The following is a 20,819-nucleotide window of genomic DNA, read 5'->3' on the forward strand; positions in this document are numbered from 1 at the left end:
ATAATAACGGAATGTTTGGAGGGTATATGGTTAGTAAAGTTAATTGTTGTGCAATTACGGGAACGGAAGTTTTACCGATTTGTGTTGAAACAGATGTATGTAGTGGCTTGCCATCATTTGATATGGTAGGCCTTTTATCGTCAGAAATAAAAGAGTCAAGAGAGAGGGTAAGAACCGCAATAAAGAATTCGGGATTTATGATTCCGCCAAGAAGAATAACGATAAATTTGGCTCCTGCGGATATAAGAAAATCAGGAACTTATTTTGATTTGCCAATATCTGCGTCGATTCTTAAAGCACTTGATATAGTAAAACAGGATGTCAGTAAATTTATGATTGCGGGAGAATTAAGTTTAAATGGAGATGTGATAAAGGTTAATGGAATATTACCTATGGTTTTAATGGCAGTTTCAAGGAAAATTAAAGTATGCATCATTCCTGAAGAAAATTATGGAGAGTGTGTAGCCATTGAAGGGATAGAGATAATAGGAGTGAAAAATCTTGCAGAATTAGTGTATGTGTTAGATATGAATCCTGATGAATTGAGCGAGGAAATATTAAGGCAGAAAGCTAATTTTGAAGAAAAGAAGATTCAGGAAGAAATAGAGGAAAGTTATGATTTTGCAGACATTTGTGGACAGGAGCAGGGAAAAATAGGAGCGATGATTGCAGCAGCAGGAAGACACAATATGCTTATGGTTGGACCACCGGGCGCCGGAAAAACTGTAATAGCAAGGACTATTCCTACAATACTTCCTGATATGACATTTGAAGAGAGAATACAAATATCAAAGATTCATAGTATAGCAGGGAAATTAGATGGAAGACTAGTGGATAAAAGACCATTTTGCAGTCCGCATCATACTACAACGGTAACGGGAATGACGGGCGGCGGAATGAAACCAAAAGTAGGACAGGTTACCCTTGCTCATGGTGGAGTATTATATTTAGACGAATTTCCTGAATTTTCGAGAAATGTTATTGAAGCATTAAGGCAACCATTAGAGGACAAAAAAATTGTGCTTTCAAGAAATAGTGGAAGCTATGAATTTCCTGCAGATGTGATACTTATAGCATCAATGAATCCGTGTAAGTGTGGATATTATCCTGATAGAAACAGATGTAGCTGTACACAAAGGGAGGTTAATAAGTATTTGTCAAAAATAAGTGGACCTATATTAGATAGATTTGATTTATGTGTGTATTTAAACAGAGTAGAGTATAAGGATATTAAAAAAAGTGAAAAAACTTCAGAAAAGATGAAAGAAAGGGTTATTGCAGCAGCACAAATTCAAAGGGAAAGATATAAGAATGAAACAGTGTCTTACAATGGACAGTTAGATGGCAGAAATATTAAAGAATTTTGTAAATTAAATAAGCCTGAAGAAGAACTTATGGAACAGATTTTTAATAAATTTAAATTGAGCATGAGGGCGTATGGAAAGGTATTAAAAGTAGCAAGAACGATAGCAGATTTGGACGAGAGAAAAAATGTTTCAAAGGGCGATATATCAAAGGCTTTGACATTTAGAACTCCGGCTTGGATGAAGTAAAAAGGGGGATACTATATATATGGAAGAAAGAGATTATTTTGCATGGATTTCAACTGTAAAAGATATACAATATACGAAGTTAAACAGACTGTTAAAAGGTGTAAATGGAATAGAAGAATTGTATCATTCAAGTGAGAAAAAATTACTAAATATGACAGATATTACAAAGAAAGATGTTGAGACAATTCTTAAGGCAAAGACTGAATTTGACAAAAACAGATTTTATGATGAATTAGAGAAGAATAATATAAAATTTGTCACAATTAAAGACGACGAATTTCCAGATAAATTAAGGATATTTGACCATAAGCCATATTTCCTTTTTTACAAAGGGAGTCTACCTGATAATGATAAAAAATCAGTTGCAATGGTTGGGGCAAGAGCGTGCAGTAATTATGGAAGAAATATGGCGAAAAGTATAGCTAAAGAACTGAGTGAAAATGGAGTGCAGATAATTAGTGGAATGGCAAGAGGAATTGATACATACAGTCAATTAGGAGCAATTGAAGGAGGAGAAAAAACTTTTGCAATTGTTGGATGTGGAGTTGATATTGTGTATCCGATAGAAAATATTGAACTTTATGAAAATATTATAGAATATGGTGGGATAATTTCAGAATATCCACCGGGAAGCAAACCTCTTAATTGGCATTTTCCGCAGAGAAACAGAATAATAAGTGGATTGGCGGATATAGTAGCAGTAATCGAGGCAAAAGAAAAAAGCGGTTCGCTAATAACTGTGGAATGGGCATTAGAACAGGGCAAAGATATTTACGCACTTCCGGGGAGAGTTGGAGACGCTTTAAGTGGCGGTTGTAATAGGCTTTTAAAGGTTGGTGCAGGGGTATTAACATCGGCAAAAGATATACTTGAAGAATTGCATATAGAAGAAAAAAATAGGGCTTCAAAAATAACGTCCCAAGAAAATTTACTTGAAAAAGATTTTTCCTTGGTGTATATTGAGTTAGGTTTACAGCCGATTAACATCTCAGAATTGATAGAGAAAACCGGCATTGAATATGAACGTTTATCAGAAATATTGTTACAGTTACAACTAGATGGAATGGTAGAACAACCAATGGAAAATTATTATGCAAGGGTTGTAGTGTGACATAAATAAAAATATAAAGGGGTAATTATGGCGAAGTATTTAGTTATAGTGGAATCACCGGCGAAAGTTAAAACAATTAAAAAATTTTTAGGAGCTAATTATGAAGTAGTAGCTTCAAATGGTCATATTAGAGATTTACCTAAAAGTACGCTCGGAATAGATATCGAACACGATTATGAACCAAAATATATAACCATCAGAGGTAAAGGTGGAAAACTTGCAGAATTAAGAAGACAGGTTAAAAAAGCAGATAAAGTATATCTTGCAACTGACCCTGACCGTGAAGGAGAGGCAATTTCATGGCATTTGGCAACAGCATTGAAACTTGACATGAAAAAAACAGCAAGAATAACATTTAATGAAATTACAAAGCCGGCAGTAAAGGCATCTTTAAAACAGCCTAGAGATATTGATATGAATCGTGTTGACGCACAGCAGGCAAGAAGAGTTTTAGACAGAATGGTAGGATATATGATTAGTCCGCTATTATGGGCTAAGATAAAAAGAGGATTAAGTGCAGGTAGAGTTCAGTCTGTTGCACTTCGTATGTTATGTGACAGAGAAGAAGAAATAAATTCATTTATACCTAAAGAATATTGGGATATGAATGCAACTTTAAATGTAAAAGGTGAAAAGAAACCATTAACAGTTGAATTTTACGGAGATAGAAATGGAAAAATGGAAATTAGCGGAAAAGAACAGCTTGATGGTATTGTGAAAGAATTGCAGAATGCTGAATTTACAGTAAAGGATGTAAAGAAGGGAAGCCGTTCAAGAAAGAGTCCGGTTCCGTTCATAACAAGTACATTGCAGCAGGAAGCTTCAAAAACTTTGAATTTTTCAACTCAAAAAACCATGAGACTTGCACAACAGTTGTATGAAGGTGTGGATATTAAGGGAAGAGGAACAATAGGTTTGATTACTTACCTTCGTACTGATTCTACAAGAATTTCAGATACAGCAGAAACTCAGGTTAGAGAATTTATAGACAAGACATATGGTGCTGAAAATATAACAAAAGAAGTTAATACAGGTAAATCTAATAAAAAGATACAGGATGCTCACGAGGCAATAAGACCTACAGATGTAAATATTACACCTGCTGAGGTTAAAGAACAGCTTAGCAGAGACTTATTCAGATTGTATCAGTTAATATGGAAGAGATTTGTAGCAAGTAGAATGGCAAGTGCCGTATATGAGACTACATCAGTAAAAGTTGCAGCAGACAAATACATTTTTAATGCTTCAACTTCAAAGCTTAACTTCCAGGGATTTATGCAGGTTTATACAGATAGTGACAGCGAAAAAGTAACAACGGATAATGTAATTGCAAAACTTACAAAAGAATCAGAATTGTCATTAGTTGAATTTAATGAAAATCAACATTTTACACAGCCACCTGCTCATTTTACAGAAGCTGTACTTGTTAAGGCATTAGAAGAACAGGGAATTGGACGTCCAAGTACTTATGCTCCAACAATTACAACAATTATTGCAAGAAGATATGTTACAAAGGAAAAGAAGAATCTTTATGTAACAGAACTTGGAGAAGCGGTTAACAATGTAATGAAGACAGCATTTAGCGCAATTGTAGATTTGAACTTTACTGCAAATGTTGAATCACTTTTAGATATGGTGGAAGAAGGAAAAGTAGAATGGAAGACAGTTATAAGAAACTTCTATCCTGATTTAGATGCCGCTGTAAAGAGTGCTGAAAAGAAATTAGAAAAGATTACAATTGCTGATGAAGAATCAGATGAAATATGCGAAGAATGTGGAAGAAGAATGGTTATCAAATACGGACCGCACGGTAAGTTCCTTGCATGTCCGGGATTTCCAGAGTGTAGAAATACAAAACCATATCTTGAAAAGACAGGAATCCCTTGTCCTAAATGTGGAAAGGAAATTATTCTTAAAAAAACACAGAAGGGAAGAAGATACTATGGATGTATCGACAATCCTGAATGTGATTTTATGTCATGGCAGAAACCTTCTACAGAAAAATGTCCTGAGTGCGGTGGATATATGCTTGAAAAAGGAAACAAGTTAGTATGCGCAGACGCGACATGTGGATATGTTACAGATTTGAAGAAAAAAGAGGAAGTAAAATAGATGAAATTTAAAATGGTTCATGAAAACTACAATGTAGTTGACTTAGATAAATCAATGGAATTTTATTCAAAAGCTTTAGGATTAAAAGAATCACGCAGAAAAGAAGCAAAAGACGGCTCATATATAATTGTCTATATGTCAAACGAAGAAGCAGATTTTGAATTGGAATTAACATGGTTAAAAGAGTGGGAAGGAAATTATAATCTTGGAGATTGTGAATTCCATCTTGCATTTGAAACAGATGATATGGAAGCAGCTCATAAACTTCATGAAGAAATGGAATGCATTTGTTTTGAAAATAAAGAAATGGGAATTTATTTTATTGAAGACCCTGATGGATATTGGTTAGAAATTGTTCCAGCAAAATAGAGGTAAATGAATGAAGGTTACGTATTTAAAACATAGTGGTTTTATGGTTGAAAGCAGAAATTATATATATTTGTTTGACTATATTGGTGGAAACATAGATAAAGCCATAAAATCGGACAAGAAAATTTACGTAATGGTAAGCCATATTCATGATGATCATTTTAGTAAAATAATATTTGATATAGCAACTAAGCATGATAATGTAACATATATTTTATCTTACGATGTTGTTAAGAAAATAAAGAAAAATGCTATATTATCAAAAATGACTGAGCAACTTAATATAATAAGAGTTCAGGCTCATGAAAAATACAAGATAGATGATATAGTTGTTGAAACATTGAAATCAACAGATGAGGGCGTGGCTTTTATAGTAAGTGAAAAAGATGGAACAATATATCATGCAGGTGATTTGAACTGGTGGCACTGGGAAGGAGAACCAAAATCCTGGAACCGAAATATGGAAGTTAATTTTAAAAGAGAGATTGATAGCATGAAGGGAAGAAAGATAGATATTGCTTTCGTACCGCTTGATCCAAGACAGGAAGAAGCCTATTATATGGGAATGGACTATTTTATAAAAAATGTTGGAGCAAATGAAATTTATCCTATGCATTTTTGGGGAGAACCTGAAATAATAGACAGATATAAAAATGAGTATGGTGGAGAAAACATAGTGAGTAAGGCAGTTTTTTGTAAATAAAAAGTGCTTGAATTATAAAATGACTTATGATAAGATGTCTAAGTTAGAGTAAACACGTTTGATGAAATCGGACCGGTGCCCATGCTCGGGGTTGTCCGATGAATTGGATTCAGACGGAAGATTAAAACCAAATGGAGGTAAAAAAATGAGCGTTATTTCAATGAAACAGTTATTAGAAGCAGGTGTTCATTTCGGACATCAGACAAGAAGATGGAACCCTAAGATGGCTCCATACATTTACACAGAAAGAAATGGTATCTACATTATCGATTTACAGAAGTCAGTAGGTAAAGTTGATGAAGCTTATAAGGCTATGGCTGATATCGCAGCTGATGGTGGTACAATTCTTTTTGTTGGTACAAAGAAACAGGCTCAGGAAGCTGTTAAGACAGAAGCTGAACGTTGTGGAATGTACTATGTAAATGAAAGATGGTTAGGCGGAATGCTTACTAACTTCAAGACAATTCAGTCAAGAATTAAGAGATTAAAAGACATCGAACAGATGGCAGAAGATGGAACATTTGATGTTCTTCCTAAGAAAGAAGTTATCGAAATTAAGAAAGAATGGGATAAGCTTGAAAAGAACCTTGGCGGTATCAAGGATATGAAGAGAATCCCAGACGCTATTTTCGTAGTAGATCCTAAGAAGGAAAGAATTTGTATTCAGGAAGCTCATGCACTTGGAATCAAATTAATCGGTATCGCTGATACAAACTGCGATCCTGAAGAATTAGATTACGTTATTCCAGGTAATGACGATGCTATCAGAGCTGTTAAACTCATCGTTGCTAAGATGGCAGATGCTGTTATCGAAGCTAACCAGGGTGAAGAAATGGTAGCTGAAGAAGTAGCTGAAACAGAAGCAGAATAATTAAATTTTTTCTAAATAGGAGGATATAGTAATGGATATTACAGCAGCAATGGTAAAAGAGTTAAGAGAATTAACAGGCGCTGGAATTATGGCTTGTAAGAAAGCTTTAGTTGAAACTGATGGTAATCAGGAAGCAGCTATCGAAGTATTAAGAAAGAAAGGCGAAGCTACTGCAGTAAAGAAATCAGGTAGAATCGCAGCTGAAGGTGTTGTTGCAACATTAGTTGAAGATGGAAAAGCAGCAATCGTAGAAGTAAACTCAGAAACTGACTTCGTAGCTAAAAACGAAAAGTTCCAGACATTCGTAGCTAACGTAGTTAAGCAGATCGTTAACTCAGATGCAGCTGACGTTGAAGCTTTATACGCTGAACCATGGGCTCTTGACACATCAAAGACTGTAAAAGACGAATTAACATCACAGATTGCTGTTATTGGTGAAAACATGAACATCAGAAGATTTAAGAAAATCGTATCTGACGGTGTTGTTGTATCATACATCCACGCTGGTGGAAAGATTGGTGTATTAGTAGAAGCTGATGCACAGGCTAACGAAACTGTTGAAGCATCAATGAAGACTATCGCTATGCAGATCGCAGCTATGAGTCCACAGTATATTAGCAGAGAAGACATCTCAGATGATGAACTTGCTAAGATGAGAGAAATCACAATTGATAGTGCTTTAAATGATGTAGCATCACTTCCAAAGCCAATTCAGAAAGATATCTTTGCTGAAGCATTAAGCACAGATGCATTAAGCGCTGAAGACAAAGCAATCTTAGAAGAAAAACAGAACGACAAGTACTTATTCAACTTCCTTTCAAAAGAAGCTATTGCTTCATTAGCAGCTATTTCAATGAGCAAGAAGGAAGAAATCTGTGCTAACAAGATCTTCAACGGTTTAGTTGAAGGACGTATTTCTAAGCAGTTAAAAGAAGTATGTCTTCTTGATCAGACATACGTTATGGCTGCAGATGGAAAGCAGACAGTAAAAGCATACTTAGCAGAAGTTTCAAAAGAAGTTGGTGCTCCAGTTGCACTTAAGAGCTTCATCAGATTTGAAACAGGCGAAGGTATCGAAAAGAAAGAAGAAGATTTTGCAGCTGAAGTAGCAAAACAGATGAAATAAATCTAGGTAGAATAATAAGATAAGAGAAAACCCTTTAAGCGTAGGTAAGTTACTATGTTTAAAGGGTTTTTTTGCGTCCAATGAGAACACACAACTTATCGCATAGTATCATAACTAATCACAAAAGTTGGACCGAATTTGGTCCAAAGTTGGTCCGGATAAAATGGACCAACTTTAAAAGAAGAGTTTGCTTAATTCTTCGTTAATAACTAAATTGGATTGCTATGAAATATTTATTAAATATTAAAATAATGAAATAAAAATGTATGCGAATAAGAGAACAACGTTCTATTAATAAAATATTTTATAGCAGTTCAAAATATGGAACTAAAAAGATTAATACACCATAAAAAGGTGTAAAGAAACAAAAATGCACCACTACAGTTAATGGTTAAATATTAAAGTTAGAATTATGATAATGGTGCTGGAAGCAATTGGCTTCCTAAAAATACAATTGAATAACAATTACAAATTTATGAAAGAATTTCATATCTTACACAGAATAATTAGTGTAAGGAGTAAAATTCCGGTGCACCTGTCTGGATAATCATTCATAGCAATGCGAAGAGAACCGAAGGATTGAAAAATGAAGGTGGAGCGAGCAGGACAGATTAAATGTAGCGGAAGGATAATAAAACACAGAGGAGTGAAAGAAACTCCTTATCCTCGAAATGGCGGCAGAGGAGATAGTTTCTTAAGGAAGCGTCGTGAACGCATAAGTGGCTTGTTTGTAATTCCCAGGTGTACGGGCGATGAGGGCTTAAAGATAAGCACAGTGCACATACATAGTTAATAACCCACAGTACTATGAATGAATATGAAAGGAGCAGAATAGTTGGGAATTAACACAAAAAAACAAAAGCCGGGAAAAAATAGCAAAGAAAACAATGCTAAAGAAAAATTGGAAAGAGATTTAAGAAGCTGTATGAAATGCAAATATTTTTGGGGAAATGATAACAGATGTATTAATAATGAAAAATGTGGAGCAGGAAAGCAAAAAACAGAAAAGCAGCAGGAGAGTAAATGTGTAGGATGTCCATATGGAAAAAACAGCAGATATTGTTTTCCGTGCATGAGAGATTTATTAGGAAAGTAAGAAAGAAGGATACATAGATGACTAAAAAGGCAAGGAGGCACAGACAGATGGAAAAGAGATTAGAAATAATTGCAATTGACCATGGATGGTCAAATATAAAAACAGTTAATACAGTTTTTTCTACAGCAGTTAATCAAATAGCAAATGAACCGGGGATATTTGATAATATTCTTCAGTATGAAGGAAAATTTTATTCAGTCGGAGGAAAAAGATTAGAGGTAAAAGATAACAAGGTTACTGACGAAAGTTTTTATCTTCTTACGCTTGCAGCTATGGCGAAGGAGTTGAAGATAAGAGGAAAGAATAGTGCAGATGTCTTTTTATCCGTAGGACTTCCGTTAACCAGATTCGGAGCAGAAAAGGATAATTTTATTAAATATCTGTCTAAAAAAAGAGAGTTGGAGTTTAAATTTGAAAATAGAACATATAGAGTAAATATTATTAAGGTGTCTGTATTTCCACAGTGTTATGCAGCGGTGGCAGATAAAATGCCACAGTATGATAGAAAGCATATTGTAGTGGATATAGGATCATGGACAATGGATTTGATGACAATAAAAAATATGAAACCAGAGTTATCGGAGTGTGATACAAGACCAATGGGGTTAATTACATGCATGCATGCAATTAATAAGGAATGTGTAGCCAAGTTTAATTGTGAAATTGATGAATCAGAACTTGAATATGTTATGAAAACAGGAATGTGTGATATGGAAGAGAGATTTGCACAGGTAGTTGAGGAAGAAATAAGAAAATTTACAAATAAGGTATTTAATACATTAAGAGAATTTAGCATCAGTCTCAATATTACACCAATAACATTTGTAGGTGGAGGTGCAGCGGTAATGAAACACTATGGAGAAATAGAGAGTAAAAACATTAGTTATATAGAGGATGTCAAAGCAAATGCAAAAGGGTTTGAATATTTGGCAAAAGCATTTATGATTTCAAAATCAAGGCAGAGGGGAGGAATTTAAATGGCTAAAAATGATGATGGATTTTACCATACATTAAGACTAAGTAGAAGAAATCCAAATCATATAAGAATGCATCAGATATTGGTTGATTTAGACAAGTCAGTATATAAATCTCAAAATCAATTTATTGTGGATGCTGTTGAGTTCTATATTAACGCTTTAGAAGAGGATGTGATTACAAATAGCGGAAAACAAAAAAGACAAGAAAGTTTTGCAACAAAAGAGGAGTTACAAGAAGTAAAAGAAAGTATGAGAGCGGAAATGATAACTGAGGTAAACAAACAGATATTGTCCGTAATTGGAACTTTTACAGGTAATCTCATAAAGGGAACAAACATAAATGATACATCAAAGAATGATGGATTTAATGCAGATGATACAGTAATGGGACTTGCAGAAATGTGGGGAGAATAGGAGGAATATGGCAGGAAATATTTTATATGGAATAAAAAAGTTTGGTATAAGTGTGGTTACAATAATTGCAAGAGTTGTTATAACATTAATTCAGTTATTAGTTGAAGTTGGTAGTTTGGCAGTTAGTATCACAGGAATAGTATTAAAAATATTTCTTGCTATATTATTAATTGGAAAAAGAAAGTAAATGAAATGATTTGTAAATTATTGTATAATCAAGGAGGTCAAAATGAACAGAATACGGGATGAAACAAAACCTTATCCCGAGTTATAACAGAATAAATTCGCAACAGTAGGAGCGGATGGGGTATAACACGGATAGCCTGCCACTCTTACAGAGAAAGGTAGGCAAATGAAGAAATTAGGTTTATTTATAATTGTAGGATTATTGTCAATGACAATTCCACAAATGAATGCAAATACATTTACAGTGCAGGCTGCAACTATTAAAAAGGTTACAGGTATAAAAAAGAATAGAGTAAAAGATGGTTCATATTTTTACTCAAAGAAAAAGTATTATGATGGATGCTATCGTAAAATTAGTTGGAAAAAAATAAAGAAAGTAAGTGGATATCAGGTTTATAGATATGATTACTATTTAAAAAAGTGGAATAGAGTATTAACCACCAAAAATAATTATTTTAAAATAACTGATACGTGTGAAGGAGAAAAATTAAAGTTAAAGGTCAGAGCATATAAAAAGAAAAAAGGAAAGACAATCTATGGACGTTTTTCAAAGGCTTTAATATATACTGAAAACACTCTTTTATATTATACTAAGAATGATAAGTTAGTAAAAAAGGGATGTTATGTTTCAGGTTTGAACGGATACCACAAAAATTGCGAGCAACAAGCATTTACACTTCAAAATGAATATAGAAAAAAAGTGGGTGTTAAACAATTAGAATGGTCTGAAGTGTTGTATGAAATATGTAAGTCAAGAGCAAAGGAAATAGTGAATGATTTCTCACACAATAAGTTGGATTCAACTGCTCAAAAAGTATTAAAAGACAAGTATAATTATGACAAATGGATGTTACGAGGTAAGGTTGGTACAAAGGAATATGGACTGACAATTGTTAGTGGTGAAAATATTTTTGGAGGAAGTACTTCACCTAAACAGGCGATGACTTCATGGAAGAACAGTCCGGGACATTATCATAATATGATACATTCAGACTATCGTTACGGAGCAATGGCTTCTTATGAGGGAAGATGGGTTGCAATTTTTAGTATGGTAGATGTAGATGAAATTGTTTTGAATAATAACATGGAAAGTCTGGAGTCTGCATTGCAAATTTTAGATAGATAGTAAAATATATGAATGGTAAAAGATCGTCAGTTTTGGCGGTCTTTTTCTTTTGGAAAGGAGAGTTTCAGTTAATGAATAAAATAAAGAGAATTGTGGCAATGATGCTAGCAATAGTTATGTCGATAACTGTGTTGCCACAATCGACAAAAAAGGTACAGGCTGCAACAGGTAAGGCATCTTTAGTAAATATAGGTCGGCTTGGAACAGTTAATATTGGTGAAAAAAGTGAAAGTGGCACATGGCTTAAAACAATGGTAAACGGTAAACCAGTTTTTTGCCAGGATTTAGGAAAAGCTTGTCATACAGGAGATGTATATGTATCATCAAATGACGAAATTTCAAGCGATAATTCAAACAAAAAAATATCAGTTGAGGCAAAAACAGGATATTGGTATGCATATGTAAAAAAGAAGGCAAATAAAGCATGGGTGTATGCTCAATGTCTCATATGGAGTGCAGAAGAAGGAAGAACAAGTGAAAGTCAGCTTAAAGATGTGATTAAACAGGTAAGAAATAATACCGGATATTATAATGATAAAACAGTAAATGAAATATACAATCAGATTTTTAATATAGATCATACTGTTATATGTTCTATTTCAAAGTGGACATCATCTGCTTATTCAAGACAGGTGCTTATGGAAATAAATTCAACTGACGAGGAAGAAGACTATAAATACTACCCATTAAATGATACGTTAAGATACAGACAACGTATAACATTAACAAAGAAAGATGAAGATAATAAAGCATTACCAAAAGTAAAATTCTTATTAACAGCAAAAAATGTTAAAGAATTATATTCCTTTAAATTTAATGGCTGGGGTGATGCAGAAAGTGGTGATGTTGACGAAGATCAAAGTAGATTTGAAATTGAAGCTTTGACAGATTCAAATGGAAAAATAACATATAAATTTGATTATCAAATTCAATCAGAAGATTATTACTATTGTAAAGCTGATGATTTAAAAGAAATGACGGATTCAGCAAAAAAGGAAATTAAAAATAAATTGGATGATGAGGGATATAAGTATGCAAGTGATTTATCAAAAAGTGGTGCAGAAAAATTAATTCAGTCAGATTTAGATAAGCAGATGAAAGCAATAAATAATAAATATGTTGTAAAGGAATTAGACACAGGAAATGCAAACATCATTACACAGGGAAGTATTGCGAAAGGAGTTACAATTACAATTCAGTCGGATAAGAGCTGGGTTAAGGAAAATGGCGTATGGCCAGATACTTCATCTGGAAAATATGGTTCTTACGAGAAGGCATATCAATTTAATGTAGTAAATAATTATAAAAAGGTAAAGCTTATTGCAATCAAAAAGGACAATGAAACAGGTGAAGTGGCTCAGGGAGATGCAACACTAGCAGGAGCAGTATATGGTATGTATGAGGATTATGGATGTACAAAATTATTGAAAAAATATACTACAGACAGCAGAAATCAGTTCAAAACAGATTATGTAAGATGTGGAAGTGATTATTACCTAAAGGAGATTGTTCCGCCTGTAGGATATTTGAAAAATGATAAAGTATATAAAATACATGAAGATGGTCAGGAATATACGGCTGAATATAATAGTGCAAAATCAAAATTAGAATTGGGAGAAGATGTTGTTAAAGGAAAGGTTTCTATAATTAAGGGAAAAGGAAATGGAAATGCAGGTATTGTTTCACCAGAGGTAAATGCACAGTTTCAGGTTTATATTGCATCAAGTGGATCATACGATAAGGCAAAGGATACAGAAAAAGATTTACTGAAAACCAATAGTGAAGGATATGCAATAACAAAAGAATTACCATATGGTACATATATTGTTCATCAGATTAGTGGTGATGACGAGACAGAGTATTGTCCTGATTTTTATGTTGATATAAAAGAGCAGGGAAAGACATATAAGTATCTTTTAAATAATCCTGAATTTACAGCATATTTAAAAATTGTTAAAAAGGATGCCCAGACTAAAAAGACAGTATTAAAACCAAACACAACATATCAGATTTATAAAGTGAATGATGATGGAACAGAAACGATTGTAAAACAGTCATATAATAATGGAAACAAAATTGTTACAGTGGACAGATTTATTTCAGATGATACAGGAGAAATAATTACCTATGAAAAATTAAAGGCTGGTAAATATCGAGTTTACGAGGTACAGGGACCGGAAGGATTTAAGAACAACAAGTCATTTATTAACATTGAAATTACAAATAAATCTTATAAAACAGTGACAGATAAGGATGGAAATGAGTATCTATATGCAGAGTATGAATACTACAATGATGAAACATATGGAAAGTTTACAATTAAAAAGACGGGACCAGGTTTAAAAGGATTTGAATATGAAACAATTATGAAAACATCAAATATTGACAGTTTTATTTATACAAATGCAATGAATGTTTCTTTACAGCAAAATCCATTTAAATATGAAGATGTAATGCTTAATGATGTGGTATTCGAACTTTATGCGAAAGAGGATATTGTAACACAGGATGGTCAGAATACAACATGGTTTAAAGCAGGTGAGTTAGTGGCGACCATTACAACTGGTTCAGGTGCAGAGTTTACGTCAGATTGTAATGGAATATGCAAAGCAAAGTTAGAAGAAGACGGAGCGGTAACGTTGGATGTCCCTCTTGGAGAATATGAAATAAAGGAAGTAAAGACAACATACGGTCACGTATTACCAAGTACTAATTCATGGAATTTAAAATTTGTGTGGAACAGTCAGGATGAGGAATATGTTTCTGATATTTCAGATAACACACAAGATGATGTTTTAGATATTAGGAATGAGTTGGTATCAACAGAAGTCAGGGTTACAAAAAAAGATGCAAGGACATCTAAACCTGTTCCAGATACAACTTTTGGATTTTATACAAAAGACAATATTTATGATAAAGATGGTAATGTGATTCTTAAGGCAGGCTCTAAGATTACAGAAGTAAAGACAGATAAAGACGGAAAAGCAATTATACCATTTTCTGTTCCGGTAATGGGAGAAGGATATGGAGATAAAGATTTACCTATTAATTCAGGTGATTACTATTTCTTAGAAGAAAATATTTCGGACAGTTACTATATTTCAGAAGAACCTATATTTGTTCATCTTGAATATAAAAATCAGGAAACACCAATAGTAACAGCAGAAGCAAAAGTTGTTAATGAACAGACAGAGGTTGAAGTTGATAAATTGATGATTGCCAGTAGTGTAGAAATTCCAAATTGTCATCTTAAGATTTCAGATGAAAATGGAAATGAAATTGTAAGTTGGATAACAGGAGATAAAGATTCAATTATTGTAAATGAAAAGTTAGAAGAAATGGGATATTTTAACTTTGAAGCTAAGATGAATGAAAACGGAAATATAAAAATAAATGGATTGTTGCATGATAAGGAATACGTCTTGACAGAGACAAAGCCGGCAGATGGATTTGTCTCAGCGACAGATATTTCATTTATGTTAAAACTGAAGATTGAAAAAGCAGATTATTTAACACAGATTTTTATTAAAGAAAATGAAAAATTTGTTCCTTCAATTTCAAATAAACTGGTAATGTATGATGATACAACAAAAATTGAATTTTCAAAGACAGAAATCACAGGAGAAAAGGAAATTCCGGGATGTGAACTTGAAGTAACAGATAAAGAGACAGGACAGGTAATGGATAAATGGATTTCAAGTAAAGATAAGCATATAGTTGAAGGGAAATATGTAGTAGGAAAGACATATATGTTTACAGAAAAAAGACCGGCAAGTGGCTTCGCAACTGCTGAAAGTGTCGAATTTAAAATTTCTGACACGGGAAATATTCAGCAAGTATCTATGAAAGATGATACCATAAAAATTCAGTTTTCAAAGATAGCATCTGATACTAAAAAGTTATTACCGGGAGCAAAGTATAAGGTATTAGACAGTAAGGGAAAGAAAGTATGTGAATTTACAACAAAGAAAAAGGAAACTGTACTTAATGGCATTTTATGTGCAGGGGAAACCTATACGTTTGTTGAACAGCAGGCACCTGAACATTATAAAAAAGCAAAGAATGTAAAGATTACAGTTAAGGATACGGGTAAAATACAGAAAATTAAGGTTGTGGATGAATGTATTCCAGAAGTGCCGGATACACCACAGACAGGTCATAATAAAAGTATATATTTATATGTGCTGGCATTATTATTTGGAACAGGTGTGTTGGCAAAATGTCTAAATGTAAAAAATAGATATAGAAAGAAACAAGATGAAGAATAAAAAGAAATTTCTTAGGACAAGTATTTCTGCATTAGTTGTAGTAGCTACAGTTTTAATAGCTGTAGTGGCTACAATTAAATATAAAGAGGATTATGATGAAGAGAAGAGATTTAATGATATAAGGGAAAATGTTGAAAAAAGCTCAGAAGAAAAAATACTCTATAACTTGAAGAAAAAAAACAAAGACATTGTAGGGTATATTGAAATACCTAATACAACAATAAGTTATCCAGTATTACAAACAACAGATGAGCCGGATTTCTATCTTAATCATGATATTAATAGGAATTATAGTTTTTATGGGACACCATATCTGTCAGCTTATTGTAATTTAGAAAAGTCAGATAATTTAATCATATATGGTCATAACATAAATGGAACAAAAATGTTTGGAGAATTAACAAAATATCGAGAGGAAAATTTTTTCAAGAAACATAGAAATGTTTATTTTACAACAGATAGAAAAAAGAAATATAAAATATTTTCTGTTATTAGTGTGAATAAGAAAGCATTTCCATATTGGAAATTTGTTATGGCACAGGATAAACTTGATTATGATGAGTTTATAAATAAAGTAAAAAAATATAGTTTCTATGATGTTGGAATTACGCCCCAATATGGAGATAAAATTATAACACTTTCTACATGTGATAATGAAAGAGGAAAGGATTATAGGTTTGTTGTGTTTGCTGTTAGTGTGTAGATAAAGGGTTCATTTTATAGTATTATAATAGAATAGACTGTTTGCTGTGAACATTTATAATATGTAATATACGTTGGAAGGAAATAATATGATAGATATAAATTGGAAAGTGTTTGAAATAAAAAATCAAAATGTTACGGAATCATTTGAAAGTATGTGTTACTTTTTATTTTGCAGAAGACATAAATTAAAAGAGGGGATTGTGACGGATTTTAATCAAGTAGGATTGGAAACGGAACCAGTTAAAAATTTAAATGGAGAATATTGTGGATTTCAATCCAAATTTTTTTTAAAAAAAGTAAACTATAATGATATTTATGATTCGGTTAAAAGAGCGTGTGATAATTATCCAAATCTAAAACATATAACTATTTACTTAAATTTACCAGCAAAGATATCTTGTGAAAGTGCTAAAAACATACAAAAAATTTGTAAAGAAAAAAAAGTAGAGATTGAATGGTTTACACAAGAACAGTTTAAAGTTATATTAAATCAACCAGAAAATCTGGATTTAGCAGAATTTTATTTTGGAAAAATAGATATTTTAAATATGCTATCAGATAGTAAAAACCTGAGAATTAATACATTGCTTTCATCAATGGAATATATGGAGTTAAATTTGCAAAATGAAAACTCTATTATAACAATTACAGAATATTGTAGAAGAATATTAGAATCTAACAACAAATTACATCTTTTCACAGGAGCAGCAGGAACAGGGAAAAGTGTATGTATGAGAAAAATATTAAATATATATGGTGCATTTGATGAAAAAAATAAGACAGAACAAATAAGAAAAATAGAGAATTTGGGGGCAATATGTATATTTATTAATTTAAACAATACATTACTTGATTCGTTGGAAGAGGTGATTTCCTCTTACAAAAATATATATTATGCAGACTGTTCTAATAACAAATTTATCTATTTATTGGATGGATTTGATGAAATACCTAAAGAGAATGTAGATTCTACATTACTACACATTGAGCAACTATTAGAAAAGGATGAAACTAAGAAAATTGTAATATCATCTAGACTTTCAAGTAACAATAAGTTTAGATTAAAGGCAACATTTAAAGAAATAGAAGAATATACAATTGTAGATTTGACTAATGAACAAATACATGATTATTTTGATAAAAAAGGAGATATAAAAAAGATTAATAAATTTAATGAATACTGTAAAGAAAAAGAATTCTGGGAAGAAAATATTAAGGATATCTTAACACTATCTCTTTTATGGAAATATATAGATGACATTAATTCTGAAAGTGTTTTTACAGATTTAATGAAAATAAACATATCCACAGTATTAAACGATATTCATTATAGAAAATATTTAGAAAAGTTGAATTTACCAAATCCTAAAGCAGAAAGTATTATTAATATAAATAAAAGGTTAGCATTATATTTAATGGAAAACAAAAAATTTTCTATCACAAATGCAGAAATTCAAGAGATAGTGGGTAACATTTATCAGAAGTGTGATTATACATCAATAAATGAAATAGTTTCTTTTTTGGCGGATGTATTTTTTGATGTTGCTATAACAGAAAATACAAGAGTATTTTCATATCAACATAGACGTTTTTTAGAGTATTTTACATTGTTGGATGTAGAAGAAAGGGTACAGAAAGATATAAGATATCTTAGAAAAAGTGATATTATTATTAATAAAGATTTATTTGAAGATATGCTTATTCCATACTTTAAAGAAAAAGCTATACGAAATAAAGATATTTCTTTAGCGTTTGAAGTTGGGATGTTTAATGTGTATTTGGGTAAGGATAAAGCATGGGGGGTGGATAATACATTTTATTATTGGTCTAGACAGATAATATATTCAATATCAGCACTACCGATAGATATTTTACAGAAAGCAATACATGACAGAGCATTACCTTTGGAAAAATTTTTCAATGAAATTCCTGAAAAAATCATAAAAATATTGTCTGAAAATGAAAATTTGAACTTAAAAGATGATTTAAAGCAATATTACATTAATTTTGTTTTGCTAATTGTGTTATTACATAAAGAAGGAAAAGAAAAATTGGTGTTAGAATTATTGCCTCAATATGAAAAGATTAAAAAAACATGTAGAGATAATGAATATTACTTTTATTCAATAAATTACAAAGAAAATTATCTATTTTGGCGCTGTATCTTGTACATAGAATTTGTCATTTATGATAATACGGATCAAATCATAAATAACAGTTATCAAATAAGTATGGAAGAAAAAATAGATGATTTATTGGATGGACATCTTAGAATTGATTATTTAGTGTTAAATTCGTTGTATTATAACTTAATACGATATTATCCTGAAAAATGTGAACAACTTATAAAGAATATGGATGTGAGTCAATTAAGTATTTTTGCACTTGCTGCAGTGAATGCAGAATGTTTAAATATAATTGTACAGAATAATCGTGTAATAAATGAATTGAAAACTATTCTTAGAGAAGAAATTAAAGAAGGGGGAATAAGGGGAATAATTTGTATTTCACTGAAAAAATTTTTAGGAGAAACAATAACAGAAAATGAAGAAAGTATTGTCATAGAGTATTTAAGATGTAATCCTTTTAGAGCACATTCAATGTTTTGGAAAAAATATTATGATGTAGTAGGATTTGTTATTATGTTATTTAAGACGGAAATAGATATGCAAAAGTTAGATGTGTCAGTTAATAGATATGTTTATGCTTATGAAAAATATTGCGAATTATTGCGAGAAAAATGCACGATTACAAAGTTTGTTAGCAATATAAAAGAAGATATAAACGGTAGTTTGGAATCAGTTTATTATATTCGAATTTTATTGGGAAAAGCTTTATCACTATGCAAAAGTGACAAGTTAGTCAAAAGTACAATAGAGTATATCAGTGAAATATTATTAAATGGAGGAGTGCTGGTAGTATATCAAACGATGAAAAGATATAATCGTAACAGATTTTTAAAAGCAGTAAATACATCGTTAGTTAATAAATTGAATCATTCATATATATACAAGGACGTAGACTATATGAGCACAAGTGATTTACTTTTTATGCTTTCTTTCATTAGTGCTGATTATAATGGAATTAAAAGTTATGATTTTCTACTCAAGGGACTAAGTAATGGTGTGATGAGGATGGATGAAAGTAAAGATACAATAGGAGACTATAAATTACTGGAAAGTTTGGAAGTGATTTTAAATAAAAATTGGCTTTCAACGAAACAAATAAAATTATATTTGGATAGAATAATTTTAATAGCATCAATCATGAATAACTATCATATTTCAAATGATGTCCATGGAAAAACCATGGAAATTCTACAAGAATATGATTTTGAATTAGCTGAATATTATTATAATAAAATATCGAATTTAAAAGAAACTTATAATAAAATTCATTATGAATTTGCAATGGAATTAATAAGAAGAGGGAGAAAAATTGATAGTATTGAAAATTGTTTAAATAATATAGAGGAAATAATTGATAGATACTATCAAAAAATTGAATGGCATAGTTTGTATTATAAAATTACAGCATATTTAGAAATAGCTTCTTGTGATTATTATACTAGTGCCCAGCAAGAGAAAGGTTTTAAGAGGGCATGTGACGAAATACAAAGAATGGAGGATGCTGGATGGAATAGAGAATTAGAAAAAAGAGAATATGGCATTTACGAAAGTTTATGTGAGATAAGACATAAGAAAGTTGATGTAAAAGAATCTAAAGAGAATAATATAAGCAATAATTTTCAAAAAGATTGTAATGATGAAAATAATTTGTTAAATATTATAAAATGCATAAAATCTGAGAAAGATTTAAGAGCATTTATTAATAAGATGGAGACAGAGTATATTCTTGACAATTTAAATGTTAATGAACAATTATTAAAAAAATGTATAGAAATTACAGGAAATATAAACCTAATTATTAGTTTACTAGAAAATAAGCATTATCCAAGTAGCACTATATATTCATGTAATAGTGGTAATTTTTGGATGCTTATTGTTGCTGCATTGAACAACCCAAAATCTAAAAGTAGTATTTTTGAGTATTTAATTGAAAGTGGAGGAGGGCATGATGGCTTTAGTGAGTTAATTAAAATTTATTCATTTATGGATAAGAGAGATGTGTGTATGAAAGCTTTTGAAACATTGCTTAATATAGTGGAGTTTTTAGTGTGTTAATTAACATATATATTACGA

At 31.6% G+C, this 20,819-nt stretch carries 15 protein-coding genes; all 15 read left to right on the top strand.

The window, feature by feature from the left end; all coding sequences use genetic code 11:
- The first annotated feature begins 26 nt into the window (after positions 1-26).
- The 15 genes from DWW96_RS06885 to DWW96_RS06955 all read left to right on the top strand — a co-directional run bounded on the left by DWW96_RS06885 (position 27) and on the right by DWW96_RS06955 (position 20,801).
- Entirely contained in the window at positions 27-1,553 is a 1,527-nt protein-coding gene (locus tag DWW96_RS06885) for a YifB family Mg chelatase-like AAA ATPase (RefSeq protein WP_117909904.1), read from the top strand.
- Positions 1,554-1,572: 19 nt separating this feature from the next.
- Positions 1,573-2,664: a DNA-processing protein DprA gene (gene dprA / locus DWW96_RS06890; protein WP_117909905.1), complete on the top strand. Its 1,092-nt coding sequence runs from the start codon at positions 1,573-1,575 to the stop codon at positions 2,662-2,664.
- A gap of 27 nt (positions 2,665-2,691) precedes the next feature.
- On the top strand, positions 2,692-4,776 hold the full coding sequence (gene topA, locus DWW96_RS06895; RefSeq protein ID WP_117909906.1) for a type I DNA topoisomerase: 2,085 nt from the start codon (positions 2,692-2,694) through the stop codon (positions 4,774-4,776).
- On the top strand, positions 4,777-5,145 hold the full coding sequence (locus DWW96_RS06900) for a VOC family protein (RefSeq protein WP_117909907.1): 369 nt from the start codon (positions 4,777-4,779) through the stop codon (positions 5,143-5,145). It begins immediately after the preceding gene.
- Positions 5,146-5,155: 10 nt separating this feature from the next.
- Positions 5,156-5,848: an MBL fold metallo-hydrolase gene (locus tag DWW96_RS06905; protein WP_117909908.1), complete on the top strand. Its 693-nt coding sequence runs from the start codon at positions 5,156-5,158 to the stop codon at positions 5,846-5,848.
- Positions 5,849-5,993: 145 nt separating this feature from the next.
- The gene (gene rpsB, locus DWW96_RS06910) at positions 5,994-6,719 is read left to right on the top strand and encodes a 30S ribosomal protein S2 (protein ID WP_117909909.1); all 726 of its coding nucleotides are present in this window, start codon (positions 5,994-5,996) and stop codon (positions 6,717-6,719) included.
- Positions 6,720-6,750: 31 nt separating this feature from the next.
- Positions 6,751-7,845 (top strand): translation elongation factor Ts, encoded by a 1,095-nt coding sequence (gene tsf / locus DWW96_RS06915; protein ID WP_117909910.1) that lies wholly within the window; start codon positions 6,751-6,753, stop codon positions 7,843-7,845.
- 835 nt (positions 7,846-8,680) lie between these two features.
- A complete protein-coding gene (locus tag DWW96_RS06920; protein WP_243003035.1) occupies positions 8,681-8,941 on the top strand; it encodes a hypothetical protein in 261 nt (86 codons plus the stop codon).
- A 47-nt stretch (positions 8,942-8,988) separates the two neighbouring features.
- Positions 8,989-9,918, top strand: a complete 930-nt coding sequence (locus DWW96_RS06925) for a ParM/StbA family protein (RefSeq protein WP_117909911.1) — start codon at positions 8,989-8,991, stop codon at positions 9,916-9,918.
- Positions 9,919-10,332 (top strand): hypothetical protein, encoded by a 414-nt coding sequence (locus DWW96_RS06930; protein WP_117909912.1) that lies wholly within the window; start codon positions 9,919-9,921, stop codon positions 10,330-10,332. It begins immediately after the preceding gene.
- A gap of 7 nt (positions 10,333-10,339) precedes the next feature.
- Positions 10,340-10,519 carry a hypothetical protein gene (locus DWW96_RS06935; protein ID WP_117909913.1) on the top strand — a complete coding sequence of 60 codons (180 nt, stop codon included), beginning with the start codon at positions 10,340-10,342 and terminating at the stop codon, positions 10,517-10,519.
- A gap of 165 nt (positions 10,520-10,684) precedes the next feature.
- Positions 10,685-11,644 carry a CAP domain-containing protein gene (locus tag DWW96_RS06940; protein WP_117909914.1) on the top strand — a complete coding sequence of 320 codons (960 nt, stop codon included), beginning with the start codon at positions 10,685-10,687 and terminating at the stop codon, positions 11,642-11,644.
- A 71-nt stretch (positions 11,645-11,715) separates the two neighbouring features.
- The gene (locus DWW96_RS06945) at positions 11,716-15,912 is read left to right on the top strand and encodes a SpaA isopeptide-forming pilin-related protein (RefSeq protein WP_117909915.1); all 4,197 of its coding nucleotides are present in this window, start codon (positions 11,716-11,718) and stop codon (positions 15,910-15,912) included.
- On the top strand, positions 15,902-16,615 hold the full coding sequence (locus DWW96_RS06950; RefSeq protein WP_117909916.1) for a class B sortase: 714 nt from the start codon (positions 15,902-15,904) through the stop codon (positions 16,613-16,615). The genes DWW96_RS06945 and DWW96_RS06950 overlap by 11 nt, the downstream gene beginning before the upstream one ends.
- Positions 16,616-16,703: 88 nt before the next feature.
- Entirely contained in the window at positions 16,704-20,801 is a 4,098-nt protein-coding gene (locus tag DWW96_RS06955; protein ID WP_117909917.1) for a hypothetical protein, read from the top strand.
- Positions 20,802-20,819: the final 18 nt, after the last annotated feature.

This window comes from Eubacterium sp. AF17-7, assembly GCF_003461285.1.
GTDB lineage: Bacteria > Bacillota > Clostridia > Lachnospirales > Lachnospiraceae > Eubacterium_U > Eubacterium_U album.